Raw genomic sequence first — 24,551 nt, forward strand, 5'->3', positions numbered from 1 at the left:
TATCTTCCAGCGTTATCGGCGGCAATCGAAAAGCGTCGCCGCGGATCGATAGGAAATTCGCATGAATCCCGTCGACTCCGGGCTCAGCGCAGTGTGACCTGACGTGACCGCAGGCCGTCACGGGAGCGGCGCTCGTCGGCCGTCAGCGGGGCGTCGACAGCCAGCGCCTCGGACAGGCGCGCACCGAATTCGGTTGCGGGCTTCACCCATTCGTCGGGGTGCCGCTCCGGGTCCAAATCGAACACCGGGACCAGCACGCCGTGCGTACGGAACGACCCGGCGAATCGGGAACCCTCACCGAGGTGCAGGCCGCCGGAGGCGTGCAGGCGAGCCAGCGCCAGCATCAGCGCGTCCTCGTCCTCCGGCCGCACCCAGCGGATATGCGCCTTCTCACCCGCGTCCACCCACCAGGCCGCGCCGATCGCGTCGGCGTCCAGCCCGAGCCGCGCCGACGGCATGATCGCCTGTTTGGCCTGCTCGATGGTGGCGGCGACCTGCGCGTCGGGCTCGACTCCGGCAGGCACCCACCAGTCGAAGTCCTGGTGCACGGTCAGCTCCAGGCTCGCGGCGGGATCGATGACATCGGCCAGCCGCGGGCCGCCCGCGACGCTCGCCACGGAGGACAGCGAATCACCGGGCTCGGCGGACTGGGTCCACAGGATCGCCGCGGCCAGATCGGCTGCCGGGTCGGCGCCCTGGAATTGCGTCTGCACCCCCACGTACCCGCTGGGCTCGTCGCCGGCGCGCACCAGCGCGGCCACCGCGCCGGGCAGCACCGTGGCGAGCACGACCGGCCGCTCGGCCGCGACCGACGCCACCGGCGTCAACCGCGCGGTAGCCGAGGGAACGAATTCACGGAGCGCGACCAGATCGCACTCCGCGGCCAAGCCCTCGAACGGACGCGTGACGGCCTGTGCCGCTTGCTCCTGCGCTGCCCGCCGCTCGGCGAGACGCTGGGCCCGGTTTCCGCCGGGCTTAGGACTGTTGCGCTTGCTCTTACCCACGAGGGGTCAACCTACACAGTGTTGGACCGGCCGCGCTTGCGGCGCGGCGTGTTCACTGTGTTGGTTTTCCAGCGCCTGCGGCGCTGGGTGTGCGCGGCCCCTTCATGGCTCGCGTCCGAGTGACCCGCCGCTGGCGACTGCGTCGCGGACGCGGCGGCCACTCGGACGCGAGATGCATTCGGTGACGGTCGGCCGAGTTCGGCGATGCGGCCATGCCCGCATCGTTGGAGGTAACCGCATGAACTGGAGCGCGCCGTTGTCAGGCAAGCGGCAGGGAAACGCTGTCGCCGCGCGTGCGCCCTAACCCGCGATTCCGATCGAGACCGCGGGTAGCAACGACTCGGCGCGGCTGATGGTGGCGAGCCGGCTGACGCCGACGTCGGCGCACAGTCCCAAGCGGCGATTCACGCCGCGGGGAGCAGCGACTTGGTGCGGCCGGGGTGATTGGTGGCGATCCAGCTGACGCCGAGGTCCGCGCACAGTCGGACGTCGTCGGCGTCGTCGACGGTCCAGCAGTAGGTGGCGCGGCCTGCGGCGGCGGCCTTGTCGACCAGTTCGGGATGTTCGCGCAAGGTCTTCACCGAGGGGCCGACGGCCGTGGCTCCGACGGTTGTGGCCGCGGAGCCGCCCAGGTAGCGCGATGATTCGCCGAGCAGAACGGTGGGCAGCAGCGGCGCGGCGCGGCGGATGCGCCACACCGCGGTGGCCGCGAACGACATGACGACGGCCCGGGAATGATCGGCGGAGGCCGGGGTGGCGATGCCGAAGCGCTGGAGCTCGGCGAGCAGTTTGTTCTCGACGAGCGCGCCGTAGCGGACCGGGTGCTTGGTTTCGATGAACAGCTTGGTCGGCCTGCTGCGCCAGTCCAGCACCAGGCTGATCAGCTCGCCGAGGGTCAGCACCGAGGCGGGCGAGCCGTCGGCGCCGAAATCGAGAGCCCGCAGTTCCTCCAGCGTCATCTCGCTGACCAGCCCGCTGCCCGAGGAGGTTCGGTCGACGGTGCGATCGTGCACGCACACCAGATGCCCGTCCCTGGTCAGCCGGACATCGCATTCGACGCCGTCGGCCCCCTCCTGCAGCGCCAGCTCGTATGCGGCGAGCGTGTGCTCGGGACGCGCCGCCGAGGCGCCTCGATGCGCGACGACGAATGGCGCGCGACTGCCCTGGCTCACTTGGCCATAACCTCCTCCTGCTCACGGTCCTGAGCACCGTTGTCCTCGGGTGCCTGCTCGGCGTCCGCCGGTTCGGCCGCGTGTCCGCGTCCGCCGGGATGCACCGGCTCGATCACCGGCACGGCGGGGTCGACCGCGATCAGCCAGCGGCGCGCGGTCCGGTGGCGACCGAGCAGGTCACGCCCCTCGAGCGTGCGCAGCACCCACAGGGTCAGCAGCGCGACCGCCGCGGCGACCACGTCGGTGAACGCGGTGAACAACACCCCGTCCGCCTCCGCCTGCAACGAATCCGCGGTGCGCCACAGTAGCGCGGCCGCCGCGACGACCCCGCCGAACACCCACGCCGCCCACCAGATCCGGGCCGCCCGTACCGCCCGGGGATCACCTTTCAACGCGGCCACTTCGATCAGGAAGATCCCGGGCCACAGCAAGTTGACCACCGGGATCAAGCAGCCGGAGATCAGCGCTCGCGGCGAACGCGGGTCGCTCCGGCCCACGGCGTCGTAGGCCGCGCGCCTGAGCTCGATCAGCCTTCCGACCGCGGACAAGACCGCCAGCAGCGCGATCAGGATCGCGAGCACCCCCGCGCCGATCACGAACGCGTCGGAGGCGAAAAGCACGACGGGGTGGATCAGGCGCGTCCGGTTGTGCAGCAAGAGCGCATAGCGCGCCAGCTCGGCGACGGCCGCCAGCCCGAAAACGCCCGCGGCCGCGACGAGCAGTCGGGTCACCGAGTCGGTCAACTTGCCCAGCGGGCGGCGTACCGCGCCCCCGGCCTGCGGTGGCGCATCGATCAGACCCCAGCGCGGAATCCGCGTGTAGCGAGGTGTGCGGCTCTGCTCGGCGGGCCCTGGCGGCTGCCTGCGGACGCGTCGATCCGGTTTACGGGCCACCCAGCGGTAGTTGCGGCGGTCGGCGGGCGCGTCGATCGGCGCCGGCGAGAGGAGCACGCCGCGGCAACGCGGGCACCAGTGCATCGGCGCCCTTTGCACGGCCCAGCGCGCACCGCAGCGCGCACAAGGTTGTACCACCGTACTCACCCGCGCACCTCGTTCTTTCGTCAGTAGATCTTCGCCTCGTGGTCGCCCTCCGCGACCAGCGGGCGGCCGGCCTGCTGCCACGCCACCATGCCCCCGCGGACCTGAACGGCCTCATAGCCGATGTGCGCGAGATATTCGACCACCTGCAAGGACCGGCCGCCCTGCCTGCAGATGACATAGAGTTCCGCGTCGTAGTCCAGTTCGTCGATCCGGGCGGGGACGTCGACCATCGGGATGTGGGTCGCACCCGGGGCATGTCCGAGCCGCCACTCGTCGTCCTCGCGGACGTCGAGCAGGATCGGTCGCGGCGTGTCGGCCGACGCGGGCGCGCTGTCGAATTCGGCAGGCACGTCCTCCACCGTGACCGACGGAACGTGGGGGCTCGTCACAGATTCGATCCTGCCATGGGCGGCGGGCGGCCGTGCAGTTCCATGCCTGGGGAGCGGCCTCGACAGCGGGCGACGACTTCGGGTATGTTCTCCCTTCCGGAACCGACCACCCCCCCGCTCGATGCGGGTTGTGCATAACTCGGGCGAAGTTATCCACATAATCCACAGGTTGATCCACAAGGCGCAGCTGTCGAGGGCATTTTGCCGCGTTGGCGGAGCGTTTGCGCAACTTATCAGCTACCACTTCGGGGTGTTTCCGTACTTCTGGTCCGGATCACAGCGCTGATACCTGATAGGTGACAGGATTCCCCCCCTAACGGCCGTGCGGTGCGAATGGCCGATCCGGGACTCCCCTCCTATCGATCCCGGAGCGGCCATTCGTCGCCGACATCGGAACCTGCGGCCGAAGGGGTTCCGACATCTACTTGGACGGGGCCGGGGCGCGTTCGGTTCCATGAAATTCAGAACGCCGCCGAAATGCCGCGATCCGGCGTCGACGATCGGTAGCCTGAGCGCATGAACGTGAGCAGGGGGCTTCGCCACGGAATGGACACCGAAGGGCTCAACGTCGCGTTGTCCGAGGCCACGTGCCTCGGCCTCGCGGTCGACGAGACCGCGGGCGAGTTGCGACTCGACCTCGAAGTGCTGACCCTCCCCGAACACGGGACGGCCGCCGAGGACAGCCGGGTGCAGGTGCGGTTCACCCGCGTGAGCCGGGTCGCCGCGTCACTGCGCACGCAGCACTGGGACGACTTGGAACCCCGGGTGCTGCCGCTGCAACTGGACGGCCTGGACGAGGCGATCCGCAGCTTCGGCGGCGGGCGGCTGCACGGCTGGGAGTTCATCGATCTCGACGACAGCAGCTGGGCGCTGTGGAGCGAACTGCTCAGCTTCGATACCAGGATCGACGATCACGAGTCCGCGCATGTTCTGGAGTTCTCCCAGGAGGAGGGCATCGATCCGCGCGAGCTGGACGTCCGGGTGTGGTTCGACGACATCGTCGTATACGACACGCGGGGCAAGCAGATTCCCCTGGCGGACTTCGTCGAGGGTGGTGCGCGGTGGTGGCGGGCGCACGATGCGGGTGATCCACGGGCGATGCGTCCCGGTATCGCTCCGCCACTGTGAGCGCCGCCCGGGATCTTCGCGAGCCGACCGCACATCCGCCCGACCGGATGTGCGGTTTTTCGTGTCGAGGGGCTCAGGCGCCCGTGCCCACCGGGCAGCTCACTCCGGTGGCGTGCACCGGGCAATATCCGCCGGGGTTCTTCGCCAGGTATTGCTGGTGATAGCCCTCGGCGTAGTAGAAGGCCGCCAAGCCGGGCAGCGGCGCGATGTCCGTGGTGATCCGCCCGTACCCCGCCGCGGCCAGGCGCTTGCCGTACGCCTCGGCCGTCGAGCGCGCGAGATCGGCCTGCTCCGGGCCGAAGGTGAAAACGGCCGAACGGTATTGGGTGCCGCGGTCGTTGCCTTGACGCATGCCCTGGGTGGGATCGTGGTTCTCCCAGAAGTGCCTGAGGATGCCCGCGTAGTCGATCACCGCGGGATCGAACACGACGAGCACGGCTTCGGTATGTCCCGTCCGCCCGCTGCACACCTCTTCGTAGGTGGGGTTGGGCGTGTATCCGCCGACGTAGCCGACCGCCGTGGTGTAGACGCCGTCGAGTTCCCAGAAGCCCTTTTCCGCGCCCCAGAAACAGCCCATCGCGACGACCGCGAGCTGAAGCCCTTCGGGAAACGGCGGGTGGATCGGGTGACCGTTGACGTAGTGGGTATCCGGCACGTCGAGCGGCTCCGCCCGGCCGGGCAGGGCTCGCTCGGGTGCGATCATGACGGGCTCGGGGAGGCTCAGACGCCCCACTAGTTCGTCGTACCACGACATGGTTCGATGCTACGCGTGCGTTTCCCGTGGGGCCGATGTGCGTGATGTGACGGTGCGCGACCCGCAGGCTGTGAGCGGCGTCACCGGAATGTGCGGGCGTGGGCCCGAGTTGGAATCGACCGGGTGTACGAATGATGGTTGGCTGTGCTCGGAACAACGGGCACAACCGGCCCGACATAGGAAGGGACATCGTGGCTGAGTACACGCTGCCAGATCTGGATTACGACTACAGCGCCCTGGAGCCCCACATCTCCGGGCAGATCAACGAGCTTCATCATTCCAAGCACCACGCCGCGTACGTCGCCGGTGCGAACACCGCGTTGGAGAAGTTGGAAGCCGCTCGCGAGTCGGGCGATCACAGCGCCATCTTCCTGCACGAGAAGAACCTCGCGTTCCATCTGGGTGGGCACGTCAACCACTCCATCTGGTGGAAGAATCTCTCCCCCAACGGCGGCGACAAGCCGGTCGGCGAACTCGCCGCGGCGATCGACGACCAGTTCGGTTCGTTCGACAAGTTCCGCGCGCAGTTCACCGCGGCGGCCAACGGTCTGCAGGGCTCGGGCTGGGCGGTGCTCGGCTTCGACACCCTCGGCCAGAAGCTGCTGACCTTCCAGCTCTACGACCAGCAGGCCAACGTCCCGCTGGGCATCATCCCGCTGCTTCAGGTCGACATGTGGGAGCACGCCTTCTACCTGCAGTACAAGAACGTCAAGGCCGACTACGTCACCGCCTTCTGGAACGTCGTCAACTGGGCCGACGTGCAGGAGCGCTTCGCCAAGGCCACTTCGCAGGCCAAGGGCCTCATCTTCGGCTGAGCCGGATCGAGCACCGGAACCGGGTCCGCGAATCCGGCCGCCACGCGCGGCCGCATTCGCGGGCCCGTTCTGTTTCCCGGTGACGCGGGTACTTTGCCCAGAACCTCGCCCGGTGACCAGGAATTCGGACCCTGCGAGGTGGGGCCGGATCCGCCGCATGCGCAGCCCGATTGCCCGCCGATCTCCGTCCGAATGTCCGATTGGCACTCTTTGGTACTTGTGTGCCAGGTGACTCGTGGTTCATATTCGGGATCCACACCAAAAAGGGACGGGCAAGGTCGCCCCCGGGTTCGACAACGGGAGGCAGAAATGCGCACGAACGAACCGATCGGCATCACGCCGTTCCATTCGCGCGGGTCGCTGCGTGGCTTCTTGATCTCCGGCCGCTGGCCGGACACCACCAAGGAGTGGGCTCAGGTGCTGGTCCTGGCCGTGCGCGTGGCCACGCTACCCGGGTTGCTGACGACCTCGACGGTGTTCGGGGTCCGCGAGGACCTGCCCGACGATCCCGCGCCCGGCACGGTCGGCCTGGTGCTGGCCGAAGGTCCGGTGTTGGGCGAGGAAGCCGTCGAGCCGGGCCACTTCGCCGAGCATGTGCCACCGGCGCTGCTGATGTTGCATCCTCCTTCCGAAACCCGCCCCTCGCTGCCCGAGTGCGCCGGCGCGGCGTCCGGCTGCGTGCTCCTGCCCGGTGTGCCCCATCTGGGGCTGGAGCACCGTGCCGCGTGGGTGGAAGCGGAGTCGGACGGAACGATCACTTCACTGGTCAGCCGGGTCGGACTGGACCCGATCAGTGATCCCGACACCGCGGTTCTGGCTATGCTGCTGGCCGCGTGAGGGTAACCGAAATTCGCCGGTTGGATCGCCAAACTTATTGTGCGCATAGCGATTTCGATGACAGCGGGTTGGCAGGAGCCGGCTGGGCCGGGTAGAGTCGGCTACAGCGAAGGGGAGTAGCCCCCAATCACACAGTCGACATACTGACCCTCCGGCCCACCGGCGGGTCCGGCTGTGTGAACCGGCATCCGTCCGGTGGGCGAGACCTTCGGCCTGGACAACCATTTCGTTGTCGGCCGGAGCCCCCGCATCTCCGACCGGCAGGCCGGAGACCTGGGAGAACCGCCACACATGATCGCCACCGTCTTGCTGAGCATCGGCATCGTCTTTCTCGCCGAACTGGGTGACAAGTCCCAGCTGATGGCGCTGACGTTCGCGCTGCGCTATCGCTGGTGGGTGGTCCTGGGCGGTATCGCGACGGCCTCCGCCGCGGTCCACCTGATCTCGGTCGGCGTCGGTCACTTCCTCGGCGCCGCCCTGCCCACCAGAGCCATCGCGCTGGTCGCCGCCGTCACCTTCCTGGCCGTCGGACTGTGGACCCTGCGCGAACACTTCGGCACCGGCGACGACGATCCCGAACCGAAGACGCCGAAGGCCGCCGGGGCGCCGTTCTTCGTAGTGCTGTCCGCGTTCCTGCTCGCCGAGCTGGGCGATCGCACCATGTTCGCGACCGCCGCGCTGGCCACCGACTACGACTGGGTTGGCGTCTGGCTCGGCTCGACCATCGGCATGGTCGCCGCCGACGCGCTCGCCATCGCGGTGGGCATCCTGGTCGGCAAGCATCTGCCGGAACACGCCATCGGCATCGGCTCGGGCCTGCTTTTCCTCTACTTCGGCTCGGCGACCCTGCTCGGCGCGGCCGCACCGGCCCTCGGCGGCGCCGCCGTCGCCGGACTCGCGGCGCTGGCTCCCGCCCTGGCCGGCGCGGCGCTGCTGCTCACGCGGATGGCTCGCCGCACGAGTCCAGCGCGGCTCCATACAGTCCGCCACCCCGGCGCAGCAGATCCAGTAGCGGTTCCCGCAGCGCGGGCAGACCGCCCACGTCCCCTGCCGCGATCCGAGCGGTGACCATCGAACCGATGGCCGCGGCCACGGCCTGACACGCGAAGCGCTGCGGCTCGGTCCGAGCGTCGAGCACGTCGGCGATCAACTCGACGAACCGCTCCAGCAGCCGGGCCCGGCGCGCGATCGCCGCCGAGCCCACCGCGAAGACCTCGACCAGGAACAGCCGCGCGCTGGCCGGGTCGTCCACCAGATACTGGAGATAGGCGCGAAGGATCCGGTCCATGCGAGTGATGGCGTCCGCCTCGTCTTCCGTCCCGGTGGCCTCGGCGATCCGGTCGAGCAACAGCTGCACCGCACGCTCGTAGGCCGCCTCGAAGCAGTCCTCTTTGGACCGGAACTGCTCGTAGAAGGTCTCCCGCGATACGCCCGCCCGTTTCAGGATCGCCGCGACGGAAGTTCCGATGTACCCGTTCTCGGCCATGGCCTCCGCCGTCGCGACGAGGATCCGCTCGCGCTGCGAGGCGATCACCTGCTCCCGCGGCAGACCGTGCCTGCCTCGGGGCAGACGTGCGCTGAGGGCCGATTCGGTCATGCGGTGACTCCGGTGTTCGGTCGAGCTGAACTGGGCTGCTTCATTCTGCGCGGTCGGGTCCGCAGGCCGGTCGAAGAGGGTGTGCGCCGGGAACGAGTCGCGGGAGCCGTGCAGGGCCGCGCGCCGCGCACCGGTTAGGGTGCAATTGACGAAAGGCCAACTGGCTGTCACGAACGAGAGGACCATCGTGGAGATTTCGGGTTCCGCCGCCATTGTCACCGGAGGCGCATCGGGCCTCGGCGCCGCCACCGCCAAGCGCTTCGCCGAACTGGGCGCCACCGTCTTCGGGCTCGATGTACCGCAGTCGATCGAGCGCGCGGGCGACAACGTGCCCGCCGGGGTCACCCTCATTCCCGCCGATGTCACCAGCAACGACGAGGTCGCCGCGGCCGTCGCGCAGGTCGTCGAGTCCGGCGCGCCGCTGCGCATCGTGGTCAACTGCGCCGGCGTCGGCTGGGCGGGCCGCATCCTGTCCAAGAACGGCCCGCACGACCTGGAGCTGTTCCGCACGGTCATCACGGTGAACCTGCTCGGCACCTTCAACGTCATGCGACTGGCCGCCGACGCGATCGCCAAGACCGACGCCGTGGACGAGTACGGCCAGCGCGGCGTCGTCATCAACACCGCCTCCGTCGCGGCGTTCGAGGGCCAGATCGGTCAGATCGCCTACTCGGCCTCCAAGGGAGGCGTGCACGGCATGACCGTTCCGGCCGCGCGTGACCTGGCCCAGTTCGGCATCCGGGTGAACACCATCGCCCCCGGCATCATCGACACCCCGATGCTGGCCGGCGTCACCGAGGAATACCGCAAGGGTCTCGAGGCGGGCGTGCCCTTCCCGTCCCGCCTGGGCCGTCCGGACGAGTACGCGCAGCTGTCGCAGTACATCGTCGAGCACGACTACCTGAACGGCGAGACCATCCGCATGGACGGCGCGCTGCGCATGGCGCCGCGCTAGATCCCGCTGCGCTACTCCGGCAGCGCGCGGCCCCTCCCTGGAAGGGCCGCGCGCTGCCGTCTTTCACGCCTGCGGCTTGTGCCCGATGCCGAGATAGGCCGTGGTGGACAACGGATAGTTCGGCCGGTACTTCTCGGCGAGAAACGCTTTCATGACGGCGGCGCGCCGACCCCAGACCTCCGCGCTCACACTGTGGCGCATGAGCTCCAACGGGGCGCTGCTGCGCACCATGGCCTCCCACATCTCCTCGGGGCTGCCGAAGGTGAGGGCGATCGAATGCCGCTGGATGGACACCGCCTCGAAACCCGCCCCGCGCATCTCGGATTCGAAGACCTCGGGATTCTCCAGGCTCAAGAAGTTCGGTTGCGGCTCCTGGATGTTCGGGTCGGCGGCGGTCAGGGCGCCGAACATCATCCGCATCAGCGGTGAGTCGGCGATCGGCGCCCAGCTCGACACCACCGCGGTGCCGCCCGGCCGCAGCACCCGGAACAGTTCGGCGAAGCCACGAGCGCGGTCAGGGAAGAACATCAGGCCGAACATGGAGAACCCGGCGTCGAACCGGTCGGACTCGTACGGCAGATTCTGCCCGTCGCCCACCCGCGCGCGGATGTTCGTCAGCCCGGCGGCAGCGGCGTCCTTCGCCAAGCGGGCGATCATCGACTCCGCGAAATCGATCGCCTCGACCTGCGCGACCTGGCCCGCGGCCAGCAGACTGAGCGTGCCCGGCCCCGCAGCGACATCCACGATCCGCGACGCCGGGGACAACGAGGCGAACTCGAGCGCCCGCGCCGAGAACGGTCGCATGATGGTTGGCGCGAACTCGGCGTACCCGTCGGCGACGAGATCCCATGGCTCGGCGACGGCAAGCGGGTTTGCGGACATGTTGTGACGATCCTTTCAGGCATCCACATCTAACCGCGCCACCCGGGGGCATACTCCCCAGTCCTGCGAATATGCCATCTCGACGGTCACCGTAACCGAGAAATGGCCGAAACGTCGCCGGCCGCACCGGCCGCGACCGGAGAACCTCGATGTGGCCCTCCGGTCGCGGGCGGGTTCACAGCGTGCGGGTCAACCGATCGGTGAGGATGTGGGCGAAGTGCGCCGGATCCTTCAACTCACCGCCCTCAGCGAGCACCGCCGTGCCGAACAGCAGTTCGGCGGTTTCCGACAGCTCGGTCGCCGAGCCCGCGTCGGCCTCCTCCTTTTTGGCGGCGTACGCGTCGCGCAGACCGGTGACCAACGGGTGGGCCGGGTTGAGCTCCAGAATCCGCTTGCTCTCCGGCAGCGCCTGACCCGAGGCGCGGTACATCCGCTCCAGCATCGGCGTGAAGTCGAACACGTCACCGACCAGGCAGGCCGGGGAGGTGGTGAGCCGGTTGGTCAGGCGCACCTCCTTGACGTTCTGTTCGAGCGTCTTGCCCAGCCACGTCAACACCTCGGCGAAGTCCTTGTCCTGCTGCTCACGCAGCGCCTCGGAGGCCTTCTTCTCCTCCTCGGTCTCCAGGTCGACCTCGCCCTTGGCGATGGACTGGAACGCCTTGCCGTCGAACTCCGGCACCGAGCCGACCCACATCTCGTCGACCGGGTCGGTCAGGATCAGCACCTCGCGGCCCTTGGCCTTGAACGCCTCCAGATGCGGGGAGCTCTCGACCTGGTGGCGGGTCTCGCCGGTCATGTAGAAGATCGTGTCCTGCCCCTCGGGCATCCGCTCCACGTACTGGGCCAGCGTGGTCAGTTCGGTCTCGGAGTTCGTCGAGGCGAAGGAGGAGACCTGCAGGATGGTCTCGCGGTTGTCGAAGTCCGAGAGCAGGCCCTCCTTCAGGACGCGGCCGAATTCCTTCCAGAACGTCTGGTAGCTGGTCTGGTCCTCGGCGCCCTGCAAATCCTTGACCGTGGACAACACCTTCTTCACCAAGCGCTTGCGGATCATCTGGATCTGCCGGTCCTGTTGCAGGATCTCGCGCGAAACGTTCAGCGACAGATCTTGCGCGTCCACCACACCCTTGACGAAGCGCAGGTACTCCGGCATCAGCTCTTCGCAGTTGTCCATGATGAACACCCGCTTGACGTAGAGCTGCACACCACGCTTGTGCTCGCGGGTGAACAGGTCGAACGGCGCGTGCGAGGGGATGAACAGCAGCGCCTGGTACTCGAAGGTGCCCTCGGCCTTCAACGGGATGATCTCCAGCGGATCGTCCCAGCCGTGGCTGACGTGCTTGTAGAACTCCTTGTACTCCTCCTCGGAGACCTCGCTCTTGGGCCGCGTCCACAGCGCCTTCATCGAGTTGAGCGTCTGGTCCTCGAGGATGGTCGTCTCCTTGGCGTCCTCACCCTCGCCCTCGGTGACGGTCCGCTCCACCTGCATGCGGATCGGCCACGCGATGAAGTCGGAGTACTTCTTGACGATCTCGCGCAGCTTCCACTCCAGGGTGTAGTCGAAGAGGTGATCCTCCTCGTCCACCGGCTTGAGATGAAGCGCGACCGACGTGCCCTGCGGGGCCTCGTCCAGCTCTTCGATGGTGTAGGTGGAGCTGCCCGCACTCGACTCCCACCGGGTGCCGGTGGTCTCCCCGGCGCGGCGGGTGGTCAGCGTGACCTTGTCGGCCACCATGAACGTCGAGTAGAAACCGATGCCGAACTGGCCGATCAATTCCTCGGCCGCGGCCTCGGACTTCGCCTCGTTCAGCTTCTTGCGCAGCTCGGCGGTACCGGACTTGGCGAGGGTGCCGATCAGGTCGACGACCTCGGCGCGCGACATGCCGATGCCGTTGTCCCGTACGGTCAGGATCCGGTTGTCCCTGTCGACCCCCAGCTCGATGTGCAGGTCCGAGGTGTCGACGCGCAGATCCTTGTCCCGGAAGGACTCCAGGCGCAGCTTGTCCAGCGCGTCGGAGGAATTCGAGATCAGCTCCCGCAGGAAGGTGTCCTTGTTGGAGTAGACGGAATGGATCATCAGCTCGAGCAGCTGATGTGTCTCTGCCTGGAACTCGAGTTGTTCGACGTGCTCTGTCACGTCGGCGATGGTACCGCCGCGCTCGGACTACGTGGCCGAAGGTGGCACCGAGGCGTAATCCGGGACGACACCGTGCGATCGCGGATCGGTAACCGGCCGGAAGTCGGCGAGACCGGGAACCTCTTCGTCGGCACGGGTGGTCATCCATTCGCGCAGCACCTGGGTGGCGCGCACGTCGTCCTCGTTGTACTCCAGCAAACGGGTGCGCTGGGTGTGATCGGGCGCGGCGCCGTCGTAACCGACCGCGAGCCGATACCAGCTCATCGACGCCTCGCCGCTCGCCTCCGGATCACGCCACGAGAACCCGGCGACCGGCGCGATCTTCTTCAGTCCCTTGCCGTTCGGGCAGATGAACTGGTCCGACACGGCTTGGAACATGTCCACCCACTGCGGCCCGTCCACGAACGCGCGCACCTGCTCCACCGTCGGCACGCCAGGGCGGCCCGCGAACCGGCGCGCCGATTCGTACAGCCACTTGTCCTCCGCCGTGCGCGAATAGCAATACGCGGCAAACGTTCTGCCCGTCGCGGCCGCCTCCGCGCGCACCGTCATCAGCCAGGTCCAGAACTCGCCGAAGGAGCGGCCCTCGTCCTCGGTGGGCAACGGATCCCAGGTGACGAACGGGCGGTACACGCCGTCGAGCAGCGTTCCCCACAGGTACGCGCCGTATTCCTGGAAACTCTCCAGGTCGACGTCGACCTCCACGTCCGCCCGTCGCACCCGCACCTGCTCGACCCGCCGCACCAGCCGCGAGCCCGCGATCCACGCCCGCGCCGTCACCACGGCCTCGTCGAACGGGCCGTGCTGCCAGTCCTCGGGTTCCTCGCCCACCCAGGCGGCGAGTTCGTCGATGGTCTCGATGTCGTGCCTGCGCAGTACCTCCGCTCGGGAGCCGGGCGCCACCAGGCTGACGTCGCGATGCTCGATCAGCCAGCCCTCGCAGCTCGGCCCATCGACCCCGCGCGTCCACCACGGGCACTGCCTGCACTCGGGCACTTTGGACGGGATGGTGGGCAGCTCGCCGCGCACCACCGCGATCCGGTCGGCGTAGCGGCGGTCGTAGTCGGCCAGCAGCGGAGCCAGATCGTGCACCAGAATGCGATCGAAGTCGAAGCCGATCACGCCGCCGAGCAGCGCGGGGCTGGCCAGGCCGTGCCGTTGCAGCATCCGGTGCAGATGGGCGAGTCGCTGCTGGTCGCGGGGCTGCTGACGGAGTTTGCGGTGCGGATCCGGTTGCGGATCCCAGCGATAGGGGTCCGAGGTGATGGGGTGGAAGTCGGCCCGCTCGGGTTGACGCGGATCGGTCACCTTGTGGTTCACCACGATGATCGGGATGTACCCGCCGCGATCGGCGTCGCGCAGCAGGATCTCCGAACCTCCGCGCCTGCCGGTGTCCGGCTCCTGCGGTAGCAGGCCGCCCCAGATGTGCTGTGCGCCGATCTCGCACGCGCGCATCGTCGCTTCGGCGCGCTCGGCGGCGCGCAGTCCGGGATCGATCACCACCCAGGCGTCCGGGTCGGCGCCGACCAGCGCGTCGCGCACCCGGGCGCGGTGCGCGACCGCGGCATCCCGGCGCTGGCGTACGCCCGCGTCCTCGGAGATGCCCACCAGTGCGTCGGGGTGCTCAGCGTCCAGACGCAGGCGATGGCGGCAGCCGATCAGCGCCCTGGCATCGATGAAGGCGGTCGGCGCGCCGGTGGCCCGATCCACGGCCGTTCCGTCGCGCTTGAGACCGTCTTGGTCACCGATGTCCGAATCCACGCTAAGCAGTATGGTCCCTACCCCCGACAGTGTTGAATTCCAGCGCCTGGGCCGCACTACCCTCGCAGCGGACGCGGCGGACCCGATAGGGTGGCGGCAAAGCGTGTGACATGGGCGGACGGGCTTCCCCGGCGTCGTACTGCCATGGCGAACCAGCATGACGGAGGGCCTTCGATGGGGTTGTTCACGAAGCGCAAGCGGCGGCCGAGCCGCAGGGCCGAGGCGAAAGCCCTCAAGCACAAGGCCGCGATCGAGGCCAGGCTCGCCGCGAAGAACGACCGCAAAGCGCGCCGCGCCGAGGCCCGCACCCAGCGCAAGGTCGCCAAGGCGCAGATCGCTGCGTTCCAGGCGGAGGAGAAAGCCGCGCTGAAGGCGGCCGCCAAGGCCGAGCGCGATCCGTTCAGCGCAAGCCAGGTGAAGAAGTACCTCGGCGTGGCGCGTGTACTCATCCCGGTGCTCGCTCCGCTCGCCTACCGTGGCGCGACCTTCCTGCGCGGGCAGCTCGACACCCGCCGCGCCCAGCAACTCGGCGTTGGTGTCGACCAGCTCGGCGACTTCACCGGACACGGCGCCAAGCTGCAGGCGCGTATCACGAATGCCGAAGCGGCGCTGCTGAAGATCGGCGCGCAGAACGGCAAGGACAAAGGCGAGACGCAGAAGTTCGTCGCCGCCACCAAGGATCGCCTCGGCAGCCTGACGGCCGCCGTGCACACCGCCGACCAGATGCCCGCCAACCGCCGCCGTTCGGTGCACACGTCGATCTCGCACGAGCTGTCCGGGATCGAGTCCGACATCCTGGCCCGGCTCGGCGTGCGCTGACCCTCCCTGTCTCGATGCCCCCGCACCCGGTCACCGGCCACCTGCGTGGTGGCCTGGTCGGCGTGCTGGTCGGCGTGCTCGCCGTGGCGGCGCACGGGGCGGCGGGTGGCGGTGCGCCGGGCTCCACCGAGCTGACGTTGCTGTTGCTGATCGCCGCCGTGGCCGGCTCGGCCGCGGGAGCCGTGCGGGCGTGCACGCGCCCGTCCGTCCTGGCCGCGCTGCTGGGCGTCGGCCAGCTGCTGAGCCACGCCGCGCTGTCGGTTCTGCTCGGTCACGACCACCCCGGGACCGGCTCGCCCACAACGGCTTCCCCGCTGCCGGCCGGATGGATGCTGCTCGCGCACACCGCCGCGACGGTCGGCTGCGCGGCATTGATCGTGCTCACCGAGCGGCTCTACGCCGCGGCCTCCGCCGCCCTGCGCGCGATATTCGCTCCGCCGCGCCCAGCGCGGATCTCCGGTTCACCGCACTGGTCGGATCCCGGTCTCCTGCCCCATCGCTGTGCTCCGCTCGGTGCGCTCGGCCCGCGCGCGCCGCCGGTGTCGGTCTGATCCCCGACACCTTTCCCTTCGTACAAGAGGCTTCAGCATGCACAGCTCGATCTCGCGCGCCGTCGCAACGACGGTCACCACAACGGCACTCGCCCTGTTCGCAGGCGGTACCGCCGCGGCCCACGTCACGGTGGACGCTCCCGGCGCGACTCAAGGCGGATACACCGTCGCCACCTTCCGGGTGCCCACCGAATCCGACACCGCGAGCACCACGGCGCTCACCGTCACCCTGCCCAACTCGAAATCGGCTCGGACCGAATCGATTCCCGGATGGTCGGCAAAGGTCGAACGCAACGACAAGAAGGAGGTCACCGCGATCACCTGGACCGCCGACCCTGGCGCACCGGGCATTCCGCCCGGTCAGTTCCAGCGTTTCGCGGTCTCCATCGGCCCGCTGCCCGCCCTGGATTCGGTCAGTTTCCCCGCCGAGCAGACCTACTCCGACGGCAAGGTGGTCAGCTGGGATCAGCCGGTCGGCAAGGACGGCGAAGAACCCGAACATCCGGCTCCCTCGGTGACCCTGACCGCGGGCGAATCCCACGCGCCGGACGGGCACAAGGTGAGCAGCGAAGCCGAGGCGGACGACGACGACCACGACGACGAGACGGCCCGCTGGCTCGGCGGGATCGGTCTCGCGCTCGGTCTACTCGGTGTCGCGCTCGGCCTCGGCAACGTGATCCGCGGGCGGCGCGCATGACCCGCCGTCTCCTCGCCGCCGTGGTGGCGGGACTGTTCCTGCTCGGATTCGGTATCGCCGCAACGGGAGTCGCCGCCGCGCACTCCGCGGCGACGGGAAGCGTCCCGGAGGACAACGCGACCGTCGACGCGGGCCCGGAGCGCGCGAGCGTCACGTTCAACGAGGAACTGCAGCCCAGCTTCCCGTCGCTCACCGTCGTCGGGCCGGACGGCAATCTGTGGTCGAAGGGTGATCCGGTGGTCGACGGCAAGACGGTCAGCGTGGCCCTGGGTGAGCTGGGACCGGTCGGCGAGTACACCATCGCCTACCGGGTGACCTCGGCCGACGGACACCCGGTCAGCGGCAAGCGGCACTTCACGCTCGGCAAGCCCGGTAACGGCACGCCGGGACCGAAACCCCATGCGAAAGCCAAGGACGGCTCGGACGGCTCGGACGGTATCCCGCTGTGGGTGTTCATCGTCGGCGCGGTCGTCCTGTTCGGCGGCGGGCTCGCGTTCGCGCTGTTCGGCGGCAGGAACCGCGACTCCAAGCGGTGAACGGCGTGCAGATCGGCGGCCGGGGTGGCGCTCGGCGCGCTCCCGGCCGAATGCCCTGGCCCGTACTCCTGCTGACCGTCCCGGCCGGGCTCCTGGGCGTCGCGCTCGCCTGGGTTCTGATCCGGCCGGTCCCGTTGCCGGGGGAGGCCGTGGTCCGGGTGGTGGCCGATGGCGTCGGGGCGGCCGCGCTCGGATTGGCCGCACTGCCCAGGGTCGCGCCGCGCTTGCTCACACCCTGGCGGCTACTGGCGGTGCTCGCCGGGATCTGGGCGGTAGCCGAGTTCGCCGTGCTGGTCTTCGAGGCCGCCGACGTGGTCGGCGTTCCGGTGCGCGAACTCGGCGCCGGGGAGTTCGGCACCTATCTGGTCGACGTCAGCGGTGGGCAGGTCGGGATCGCGATCCTGATCGGCGTCGCGACGGTGGCCGGTGGCTCGGCGCTGGCCTTCCGGCGGCCCGGGTCCGCCTCCGCCGACCTCGTCCTGGTGTTCGCGGCGGTCGCGCTGGCATTGCGGCCGATCACCGGGCACATGTCGCAGCAGACGTTCGGCTCCGTGCTCGCGGCGGTGCACGCCTTGGCGGCGGGCGCCTGGTTCGGGTTGCTGATCGCGCTGGCGCTGGTCGTGCGCACCCGCGGTGAGTGGGCGGTCGTGCTGCCGAAGTACTCGGCGGTGGCGCTGCCCCTGGTCGCGGTCGTGGCGGTGACGGGACTGTTCAACGGACTGATCCGGGTCGGAGGGGTAACCCCGTTCGTCAGCACCGGTTACGGCCGGATCCTGCTCGCCAAGACCGTGGTGCTGCTCGGTTTGCTCGCCCTCGGCTGGTGGTGGCGGCGCAGTTGGGTGCCGAAGGCGGCGGATCACCGGATGGACGCGAAGGACTCGCTGCGCCGCGCGGTAGCCGAGGTGGTCGTGATGGCGCTGGCCTTCGGGCTCGCCGCGACCCTGGCGGTGACAGCCTGAGCCGTACCGCCGGGGCCCGGTTATGCGTTACCTCCGCCTTCGCTCCGGCCATGCGCGGGCTGAGGACGGACTACGTCCGACCGCACCCGTTATGGTCTGCGCATGACCGAAGTGAAGATCGTCGAGGATTGCTCGGCCTCGGCGGAGTCCGCGTTCGCCTATGTGAACGACTATCGGAACCTGTCGCGATTCCTGTACGGCATCCAGTCCTTCACCCCGGTCGGTGAGCAGACCGAAGGGGTCGGGGCCGTGTTCGACGGGAACATGAAGCTGGGGCCCGCCTCGCTGAAGTCGCGTATCCAAGTGGTTCGCTGGGAGAAGGACTTCGCGATCGGCGTCGAGTCCATCAAGGGTTTCGACGTCTCGTCCACGTTCTTGTTCCACGACAAGGGCGAGGGCTTGTGCACCGTCGACGCGATCGTGGACTACCGGGTGCCCGGCGGCCTGGCGGGGCGGGCCCTCGGTAAGACCATCGAGCCGTTCGTCAAGATCGCCGTGCAGCACACCGCGCAGAACTTGGTGACCCAGATCGCCGCATTCCACGCGGACTCGGTCTGATCCGTTGTTCGTTTTGCCGCGCCTGCGGCGCAACACCGTGTTTGTCCGGAGGGTCGCCCCCCAGACCCGATGGTCGCGGTCGGTCGAGGCCTATGGCGCCGGCCGAGCGCCTCGGGATGCCATGCCGCTCGCGGCGCGGTGGGATCGGTTGCGCCGGTGGTGGCGGGGTCGGAATGCTGGAGTCGTGAGCGCTACACCTTCGTTCGGACAGCGGATCGGCTACGTCTTCGGCCGCACGCTGCCGGAATCGATGTCCGAATGGGTGCGGGAGGATCTCGTCGGGCCCGGCGCTACGCGACGCTATCTGCTGCGGTTCCTGGTGCCCGTGCTCCCGGTGCTCATGCTGTTCCTGTTGCTGCCAGGCCCGCTGTGGATGGGTCTGGCGATGATGGCGCTGCTGTACATCCCGCTGATCTACTTCACGGTGGCGCTGCTGTACGTCTACCGGCGCCACCGGTTGATCAAGCATGGTCTCGACCCCGCGCTCGCCGACGCCGACGCCCGCCGCCGCGATGAGCGCGACCGCCTCGACTACGAGCGCAGGCACGGGCGCGCCTGAGACCACCGAAGTCTAGCGGTGACTTATACCACAGGCATAGCCTATAAGCATGAAAAAACCCACATTTGGGCAGCGAATCGCCTACGACCTGGGCCGAGAGCTCCCCGAGGAGCTGCACGAGTGGGTCACCCACGACCTCGTCGGCCACGGGGCCATGGAGCGCTATCTCGTCCGTTTCATCGGGCCGATCATCCCGTTCTTCGCGTTGGTGCTGCTGTTCCCCGGACCGCTGCCCCTGAAGATCGGCTTGATCGTGATGATGATCGTCCCGCTGATCGTCTTCACGGTCGCGCTCAGCTACGTCTGGCGCCGCTTCCGCTTGATCCAGCACGGCCTGAGCCCCGACCTGGTCGACCACGGCAAGTGCACCGACCACGACCGCGAACTGTACGAACTGCGCTACGGCCACCGATAGCTCCGCCCACCTCCCTCCGCGCGCCGAGAAACCACGCGCGAGGGCGAAGCACGTCCACCCCAGCCGCCCACCCGCGTCCCGGACCACTCGAGTCGTGGATCGTCGCCATCCCGCCCCGGGCCAGTCACCACGGCTATGCACTGGCCACAACCCCCGCAACCCCGAGACCTGAGCCCGACTTCAAGCGCTCACCAAGTCCCGGCCGGCCCGCGGCCCGCGCGATGAAGAAGCAAGCGCCCGGGAAGCTGAGCTCGAATTGTGCGATTCCCGCCCCACCCGCCCCGTGCACCTCAACTCCCGGTTTCGAGCGAAGCGAGACCGAGCATGCGCCGTTCGCGGCCCGGCTCGCGTTTGCGCGGCCGTCGCGTACGCGACGAAGGAGCAAGCGACGGTCGCGCAAACGCGAGTCATGAGGGGGCCGCGAACACCCAGTGCCGCAGGCGCTGGAAAAACCAACACAGCCCGGCTCGCGTTCGCGCGGCCGCCGCGTACGCGACGAAGGAGCAAGCGGCGGTCGCGCAAAGGCGAGCCAAGAAGGGGCCGCGAACACGCCGCGACGAAGTCGCGGCAAAATAACCCAGTGACCGAATCGCAGAATGTAATCGCCACCGCCGACCTGGCCGACGAGATCGGCCCGGAGATCCGCAGCTGCGACACGCAGTTCATCCAGTTCGGCGGACGTGCGGCGTTCTCCGGACGCATCACCACCATCCGCTGCTTCCAGGACAATCTGCTGGTGAAGCAGACGCTCGGCGAGCCGGGCGAGGGCAAGGTGCTGGTGGTCGACGGCGGCGCGAGCGTGCACACGGCGCTGGTCGGCGACATCATCGCCGGGCGCGGCGTCGAGAACGGCTGGGCGGGCGTCATCGTCAACGGCGCGGTCCGCGACTCCGCCATCCTGCGCACCCTGGACATCGGCATCAAGGCGCTGGGCACCAACCCGCGTAAGAGCACGCAGACCGGTAGCGGCGAACGCGATGTGCCGGTCGAGTTCGGTGGGGTCACCTTCGTGCCCGGCGAGGTGCTCTACAGCGACCACGACGGCGTCGTCGTGCGCGCCGAGGACTGAGCGGCTCGGCGGCGCGCACGGATCGCTCCGGCCGCCGCACGAACCCGCGATCAGGCCGACACGATCGCCTTGTGACCGGCGATCGCGACCACATCGCCGATCTGCAGTTGCCGCCCGCGCCGCAGTTCCACCTCGTCGTTCACCCGCACCAATCCGGCGGCGATCACCGTCTTCGCCTCCGAACCGGATTCGATCAGGTTGGCCAGCTTCAGAAACTGGCCGAGCCGAATAACGTCGTCATCGATCGGCACTTCGACTGGTTCCGACATGAAGTAAATACTTACTCCCCCATCCGAACTCGCCGGACACCGCCCCATCCCCTCGGCGATCTCCGGGCAACTCGAGCGGGACCTTCCGCACCGCGCGGAAATCCCACCGTCGAACCGTATGCGTCGAATTCCCGCCGATTTGATCGGCTACTCCGCCCAGGTCAGCGCGGAATCGGGAAAGTCGGCGTTCGGCTCCGCCCGGCGAGGAACACGCCGCGAAGAAGTCCGCCCGCGCAAACACCGCACAAACACGCGCACCGCAGGCTTGGCAAATCCGACACACTCACGTACACACTGGTTCCGTGACCTCCACGCAAGCCCAGCAACACCTCGACACCGCACCACGCGCGGATAAACCGACTCCGCCGGTTCCCCACCGGGGTCACGGACGACTTTCGGAAGTGCCGCATATCGCGGGGTTGACGCTCGGTGTATTCGCGGCGCTGTGCTTCCTTTGGAGCCTCTCGCCGGGACTGCGTTTCCTCACCCAGGTGCCGCGCCGCTATATCGATACCTATTACTTCGACGCGCCGGACACGAACCTGATGTGGGCGCTGGTGGTCGGTCTGACGGCGGGCGCGATATCCAGCCGCAAACGGATCGCCTGGTGGTTGCTGATCGGTTATCTCGCGATCTACACGATCGTCAACGGCGTCACCTTCGCCGACCGGGGCAGTATCCACGCGCTGGTGGCGATGGTGCTGCATCTCGCCGTGATCGGTGTGCTCGTCGCGGCATGGCCGGAGTTCTACACCAAGGTGCGCCGCGGCGCAGGGTGGAAGGCGCTCGGTGTGCTGGCTGGTGGCCTCGCGATCGGCGCTCTGCTCGGCTGGGGCCTGGTGGAATTGTTCCCGGGCAGTCTCCCGCGGGGTGTGCAGCGCCCGGGCTGGGCGATCTACCGCGTGACCGCGGCGGTGCTGGCCGACAACGAGCACTTCGACGGCCATCCGCCGCCGTTCGTGAATTTCCTGCTCGGCCTGTTCGGCGCCGTCGCGCTGCTGGCCGCGGTGCTGATCCTGCTGCGCTCGCAGCGGGCGGCGAACGCGATGACCGGCACCGACGAGTCGGCCATCCGCGGGTTGCTGGAGCGTTCGGACGTGGAGGATTCCCTCGGCTACTTCGCCACCCGCCGGGACAAGGCGGTGGTGTTCGCGCCCAGCGGCAAGGCGGCGGTGACCTACCGGGTGGAACTGGGTGTCTGCCTGGCCAGTGGGGATCCGATCGGCATCCGCGAGGCATGGCCGCAGGCGATCGATGCCTGGCTGCGCCAGGCCGATCAATTCGGGTGGGCTCCGGCGGTGATGGGCGCGAGCGAACTCGGTGCGACGGCGTACCGCCGGGCGGGTCTTTCCGCGTTGCGCCTCGGCGACGAAGCCATCCTGGACACCAGGAACTTCTCACTGGCCGGGCCCGAGATGAAGCCGGTGCGGCAGGCCGCGAACCGGCTGCGCAAGCACGGCGTGGCGGTCCGTATCCGCAGGCACGGCGATATCCCCGCCGAGGAATTCGCCCGGATCATCGCCCGCGCCGACGCCTGGCGCGACACCGAGACCGAGCGTGGGTTCTCCATGGCGCTGGGTCGGCTGGGCGATTCGCTGGACGGCGACTGCTTGCTGGTGGAGGCGGTCAACCCGCAGGAGCGGGTGCTCGGCATGCTGTCGCTGGTTCCGTGGGGCCGCACCGGTGTCTCGCTGGAGCTGATGCGCCGCGACCCCGGTGGCCCCAACGGTGTGATGGAGCTGATGATCTCGCAGCTCGCGCTGAATTCCGAGCAGTACGGCATCACCAAGGTGTCGCTGAACTTCGCGGTCTTCCGCTCGGTGTTCGAGGAGGGCGGCCGGATCGGGGCCGGTCCCGTGCTGCGCTTGTGGCGCGGCGTGCTGCTGTTCTTCTCCCGCTGGTGGCAGCTCGAGGCGCTGTATCGCTCGAATGTGAAGTATCAGCCGTACTGGGTGCCCCGGTTCTTCCTGTTCGAGGAGCGCAGGCAGCTTCCGCGCGTCGCGGTGGCCAGCGCGCTGGCGGAGGGCTTCCTGCCGCGGTTCGGCAAGGAGCCCGACACCGCGACGCACACCGGCGAGCACACGGCGGTGCCCGCCACGGTGACGGGCCTGCACGCGGACGGCAGCCCGCCGGACATCGCCGAGGTCGACGGTGCGGAGCAGCTTCCGCGCAGGCCCGAACAGGTCCGCGTGCGCATGGACAAGCTCGCGCGCCTGGCCGAATCCGGCATCGATCCCTACCCGGTGGCCTACCCGCCGACGCATACCGTCGCCGATGCGCGCCGCTCCCCGCGCGGCACCACGGTCCGGGTGTGCGGCAGGCTGCTGCGCATCCGCGACTACGGTGGCGTGATCTTCGCGGTGGTCCGGGACTGGACCGACGATATCCAGCTGGTCATCGATCGCGACCGGGTCGGCACCGCACGCAGCGCCGAGTTCGGCGAGTTCTTCGATCTCGGCGATCTGATCGAGGTGAGCGGACAGATCGGGGCGAGCAGACGCGGTGAGCTGTCGCTGCTCGCGGCGGACTGGCACATGCTCGGCAAGTGCCTGCACCCGTTGCCGGACAAGTGGAAAGGGCTGGCCGATCCCGAGGCCAGGGTGCGGCAGCGCTATGTGGACATGGCGATCAACACCGAGATCCGCGAGGTGCTGGCCAAGCGGAGCGCGGTGGTGCGCTCGTTGCGGGACTCCTTGAACTCCCTCGGTTACCTGGAAGTGGAGACGCCGATCCTGCAACAGGTGCACGGCGGCGCGAACGCCACGCCGTTCGTCACGCACATCAATGCCTACGACCTCGATCTGTACCTGCGGATCGCGCCCGAGCTGTATCTGAAGCGGCTGTGCGTCGGCGGTATGGAGAAGGTCTTCGAGATCGGGCGGACCTTCCGCAACGAGGGCGTCGATTTCAGCCACAACCCCGAGTTCACCATTCTCGAGGCCTACGAGGCGCACAGCGACTACGAACGCATGATGCACACCTGCCGAAGGCTGATCCAGAACGCCGCGATCGCGGCCAACGGCGCCATGGTGGCGTTGCGGCCCAACGGGAACGGGACCTTCGAGGAGGTGGACATCTCCGGCGAGTGGCGGGTGCGGACGGTGCACGGCGCGGTGTCGGAGGCGATCGGAGCCGAGATCACCCCCGAGACCGGGGTCGAGGAGTTGCGCGAACTGTGTGAGAAGGCGGGGGTGCCCTATCAGCACGGCTGGGACGCGGGGCAGGTGGTGCTGGAGATGTACGAGCACCTGGTCGAATCCCGTACCGAGGAGCCGACGTTCTACATCAACTTCCCGACTTCGGTGTCCCCGTTGACCAGGCAGCACCGCAGTATCGCCGGCGTCACGGAACGCTGGGACCTCGTCGCCTGGGGCGTCGAACTCGGCACCGCCTACAGCGAACTCACCGACCCGGTGGAGCAGCGCCGCAGGCTCACCGAGCAGTCGCTGCTCGCGGCCAACGGCGATCCCGAGGCGATGGAGCTGGATGAGGACTTCCTGCAGGCGCTCGAGCACGCCATGCCGCCGACCGGCGGGCTCGGCATGGGCGTGGACCGGATCGTCATGCTGATCACCGGACGCAGCATTCGCGAGACACTGCCGTTCCCCTTGGTGAAACCTCGCTGACCGGGGCTTCGTCGTGGAAGGGTCT

24 protein-coding genes and 1 pseudogene are annotated in these 24,551 nt (G+C 68.6%); 15 read left to right on the forward strand and 10 right to left on the reverse strand.

Annotated features, from left to right (window positions below):
• Positions 1 to 83: 83 nt before the first annotated feature.
• The 4 genes from ACZ6DL_RS07830 to ACZ6DL_RS07845 all read right to left on the reverse strand — a co-directional run bounded on the left by ACZ6DL_RS07830 (position 84) and on the right by ACZ6DL_RS07845 (position 3,605).
• Positions 84 to 1,004: a DUF5926 family protein gene (locus ACZ6DL_RS07830; protein WP_357043131.1), complete on the reverse strand. Its 921-nt coding sequence runs from the start codon at positions 1,002 to 1,004 to the stop codon at positions 84 to 86.
• Between the two features lie 404 nt (positions 1,005 to 1,408).
• Positions 1,409 to 2,176 carry a glycerophosphodiester phosphodiesterase gene (locus ACZ6DL_RS07835; RefSeq protein ID WP_466049866.1) on the reverse strand — a complete coding sequence of 256 codons (768 nt, stop codon included), beginning with the start codon at positions 2,174 to 2,176 and terminating at the stop codon, positions 1,409 to 1,411.
• Positions 2,173 to 3,126, reverse strand: coding sequence for a DUF4328 domain-containing protein (locus tag ACZ6DL_RS07840; protein ID WP_466049868.1), 954 nt, complete (start codon positions 3,124 to 3,126; stop codon positions 2,173 to 2,175). The genes ACZ6DL_RS07835 and ACZ6DL_RS07840 overlap by 4 nt, the downstream gene beginning before the upstream one ends.
• 110 nt (positions 3,127 to 3,236) lie before the next feature.
• Positions 3,237 to 3,605, reverse strand: a complete 369-nt coding sequence (locus ACZ6DL_RS07845; RefSeq protein WP_373686182.1) for a rhodanese-like domain-containing protein — start codon at positions 3,603 to 3,605, stop codon at positions 3,237 to 3,239.
• Positions 3,606 to 4,121: 516 nt separating this feature from the next.
• Between ACZ6DL_RS07845 and ACZ6DL_RS07850 the strand changes: the two genes are divergently transcribed.
• On the forward strand, positions 4,122 to 4,733 hold the full coding sequence (locus tag ACZ6DL_RS07850) for a hypothetical protein (RefSeq protein WP_393231445.1): 612 nt from the start codon (positions 4,122 to 4,124) through the stop codon (positions 4,731 to 4,733).
• A gap of 73 nt (positions 4,734 to 4,806) precedes the next feature.
• Here ACZ6DL_RS07850 and msrA read toward each other — a convergent pair whose 3' ends face one another.
• Positions 4,807 to 5,487 (reverse strand): peptide-methionine (S)-S-oxide reductase MsrA, encoded by a 681-nt coding sequence (msrA, locus tag ACZ6DL_RS07855; RefSeq protein WP_466049871.1) that lies wholly within the window; start codon positions 5,485 to 5,487, stop codon positions 4,807 to 4,809.
• Positions 5,488 to 5,678: 191 nt separating this feature from the next.
• On the opposite strand from msrA, the gene ACZ6DL_RS07860 reads away from it, so the two are divergent.
• From ACZ6DL_RS07860 to ACZ6DL_RS07870, 3 genes are all read left to right on the forward strand, one after another.
• Positions 5,679 to 6,302: a superoxide dismutase gene (locus ACZ6DL_RS07860; RefSeq protein WP_039794275.1), complete on the forward strand. Its 624-nt coding sequence runs from the start codon at positions 5,679 to 5,681 to the stop codon at positions 6,300 to 6,302.
• 309 nt (positions 6,303 to 6,611) lie between these two features.
• Entirely contained in the window at positions 6,612 to 7,139 is a 528-nt protein-coding gene (locus ACZ6DL_RS07865) for a peptidase (protein ID WP_357040772.1), read from the forward strand.
• 291 nt (positions 7,140 to 7,430) lie between these two features.
• The gene (locus tag ACZ6DL_RS07870; protein ID WP_466050468.1) at positions 7,431 to 8,207 is read left to right on the forward strand and encodes a TMEM165/GDT1 family protein; all 777 of its coding nucleotides are present in this window, start codon (positions 7,431 to 7,433) and stop codon (positions 8,205 to 8,207) included.
• A gap of 313 nt (positions 8,208 to 8,520) precedes the next feature.
• On the opposite strand, the pseudogene ACZ6DL_RS07875 reads toward ACZ6DL_RS07870, so the two are convergent.
• A pseudogene (locus tag ACZ6DL_RS07875) lies at positions 8,521 to 8,949 on the reverse strand (TetR/AcrR family transcriptional regulator); the annotation flags it as partial.
• Here ACZ6DL_RS07875 and ACZ6DL_RS07880 point away from each other — a divergent pair.
• Positions 8,924 to 9,691, forward strand: coding sequence for an SDR family NAD(P)-dependent oxidoreductase (locus ACZ6DL_RS07880; RefSeq protein ID WP_040864299.1), 768 nt, complete (start codon positions 8,924 to 8,926; stop codon positions 9,689 to 9,691). The pseudogene ACZ6DL_RS07875 and the gene ACZ6DL_RS07880 sit on opposite strands and share 26 nt — an antisense overlap.
• Before the next feature lie 63 nt (positions 9,692 to 9,754).
• Here the strand turns inward: ACZ6DL_RS07880 and ACZ6DL_RS07885 are convergent, their stop codons facing one another.
• The 3 genes from ACZ6DL_RS07885 to ACZ6DL_RS07895 all read right to left on the reverse strand — a co-directional run bounded on the left by ACZ6DL_RS07885 (position 9,755) and on the right by ACZ6DL_RS07895 (position 14,417).
• Entirely contained in the window at positions 9,755 to 10,573 is an 819-nt protein-coding gene (locus ACZ6DL_RS07885) for a class I SAM-dependent methyltransferase (RefSeq protein WP_357040779.1), read from the reverse strand.
• Between the two features lie 175 nt (positions 10,574 to 10,748).
• On the reverse strand, positions 10,749 to 12,707 hold the full coding sequence (gene htpG / locus ACZ6DL_RS07890; protein ID WP_466049874.1) for a molecular chaperone HtpG: 1,959 nt from the start codon (positions 12,705 to 12,707) through the stop codon (positions 10,749 to 10,751).
• Positions 12,708 to 12,734: 27 nt separating this feature from the next.
• A complete protein-coding gene (locus ACZ6DL_RS07895) occupies positions 12,735 to 14,417 on the reverse strand; it encodes a TM0106 family RecB-like putative nuclease (RefSeq protein ID WP_466050469.1) in 1,683 nt (560 codons plus the stop codon).
• 225 nt (positions 14,418 to 14,642) lie between these two features.
• On the opposite strand from ACZ6DL_RS07895, the gene ACZ6DL_RS07900 reads away from it, so the two are divergent.
• The 9 genes from ACZ6DL_RS07900 (at position 14,643) to rraA (ending at position 20,631) form a co-directional block, all read left to right on the forward strand.
• The gene (locus ACZ6DL_RS07900) at positions 14,643 to 15,287 is read left to right on the forward strand and encodes a DUF6474 family protein (protein WP_466049875.1); all 645 of its coding nucleotides are present in this window, start codon (positions 14,643 to 14,645) and stop codon (positions 15,285 to 15,287) included.
• A 14-nt stretch (positions 15,288 to 15,301) separates the two neighbouring features.
• Positions 15,302 to 15,838: a hypothetical protein gene (locus ACZ6DL_RS07905; RefSeq protein WP_466049876.1), complete on the forward strand. Its 537-nt coding sequence runs from the start codon at positions 15,302 to 15,304 to the stop codon at positions 15,836 to 15,838.
• A gap of 37 nt (positions 15,839 to 15,875) precedes the next feature.
• A complete protein-coding gene (locus ACZ6DL_RS07910; protein WP_466049877.1) occupies positions 15,876 to 16,535 on the forward strand; it encodes a YcnI family copper-binding membrane protein in 660 nt (219 codons plus the stop codon).
• Positions 16,532 to 17,071, forward strand: coding sequence for a copper resistance CopC family protein (locus ACZ6DL_RS07915; protein ID WP_357040794.1), 540 nt, complete (start codon positions 16,532 to 16,534; stop codon positions 17,069 to 17,071). The genes ACZ6DL_RS07910 and ACZ6DL_RS07915 overlap by 4 nt, the downstream gene beginning before the upstream one ends.
• A 50-nt stretch (positions 17,072 to 17,121) precedes the next feature.
• Positions 17,122 to 18,030, forward strand: a complete 909-nt coding sequence (locus ACZ6DL_RS07920) for a CopD family protein (RefSeq protein WP_466050471.1) — start codon at positions 17,122 to 17,124, stop codon at positions 18,028 to 18,030.
• Between the two features lie 102 nt (positions 18,031 to 18,132).
• Positions 18,133 to 18,588 carry an SRPBCC family protein gene (locus ACZ6DL_RS07925; protein WP_466049878.1) on the forward strand — a complete coding sequence of 152 codons (456 nt, stop codon included), beginning with the start codon at positions 18,133 to 18,135 and terminating at the stop codon, positions 18,586 to 18,588.
• Positions 18,589 to 18,772: 184 nt separating this feature from the next.
• Positions 18,773 to 19,147, forward strand: coding sequence for a DUF5313 family protein (locus tag ACZ6DL_RS07930; protein ID WP_040864169.1), 375 nt, complete (start codon positions 18,773 to 18,775; stop codon positions 19,145 to 19,147).
• Between the two features lie 49 nt (positions 19,148 to 19,196).
• A complete protein-coding gene (locus ACZ6DL_RS07935) occupies positions 19,197 to 19,562 on the forward strand; it encodes a DUF5313 family protein (protein WP_466049879.1) in 366 nt (121 codons plus the stop codon).
• A gap of 580 nt (positions 19,563 to 20,142) precedes the next feature.
• Positions 20,143 to 20,631, forward strand: a complete 489-nt coding sequence (gene rraA, locus ACZ6DL_RS07940; RefSeq protein ID WP_396988080.1) for a ribonuclease E activity regulator RraA — start codon at positions 20,143 to 20,145, stop codon at positions 20,629 to 20,631.
• Between the two features lie 50 nt (positions 20,632 to 20,681).
• Here the strand turns inward: rraA and ACZ6DL_RS07945 are convergent, their stop codons facing one another.
• Positions 20,682 to 20,900: an RNA-binding S4 domain-containing protein gene (locus ACZ6DL_RS07945; RefSeq protein WP_466049880.1), complete on the reverse strand. Its 219-nt coding sequence runs from the start codon at positions 20,898 to 20,900 to the stop codon at positions 20,682 to 20,684.
• 302 nt (positions 20,901 to 21,202) lie between these two features.
• On the opposite strand from ACZ6DL_RS07945, the gene lysX reads away from it, so the two are divergent.
• Complete coding sequence (gene lysX / locus ACZ6DL_RS07950; protein ID WP_466049881.1) at positions 21,203 to 24,526, forward strand: bifunctional lysylphosphatidylglycerol synthetase/lysine--tRNA ligase LysX; 3,324 nt, start codon at positions 21,203 to 21,205, stop codon at positions 24,524 to 24,526.
• The last annotated feature ends 25 nt before the right edge of the window (positions 24,527 to 24,551 follow it).

The sequence above is a fragment of the Nocardia sp. NPDC041819 genome (genome assembly GCF_055590505.1).